The following is a 413-nucleotide window of genomic DNA, read 5'->3' on the forward strand; positions in this document are numbered from 1 at the left end:
TGGTAAGCGTGAACTTGGAACCAACCGTGCTCATTTTCGGCAAACAGGAAGGTAAAGGCGTCGAAAATCTTTTTGGTACCTAGCCAAACAAAACGGCAACGGCGCGGGTCAATGTCCGGTTTAAAAACGGTTTCATAGCGGGTGCGTACCGCGCTGTTAATGCCGTCAGAAGCTATCAGTAAGTCCGCGTTGTACTCGCAGGCAATGGCTTGGTCGTCGGTGACTTGGGTTTCAAACACCAACTCCACACCCAGCTCAAGGCAGCGGTCTTGCAAGATATTGAGCAGTTTTTTACGCCCGATGCCGATAAATCCATGCCCACCACTGCGGTTGCAGGCGCCGTTAAAGTGGATATCGATATCGTCCCAATGGCTAAACTCGTCGGAAATAGTCTGGGCAGACACGGGGTCAGC

General features: G+C 51.8%; 1 pseudogene. It reads right to left on the minus strand.

Annotation, left to right across the window (positions count from 1 at the left end):
- A pseudogene (locus AC4IFO_RS23110) lies at window positions 1-275 on the minus strand (bifunctional salicylyl-CoA 5-hydroxylase/oxidoreductase); the annotation flags it as partial.
- Between the last annotated feature and the right edge of the window lie 138 nt (window positions 276-413).

This window comes from Providencia sp. UF-224 (assembly GCF_058245955.1).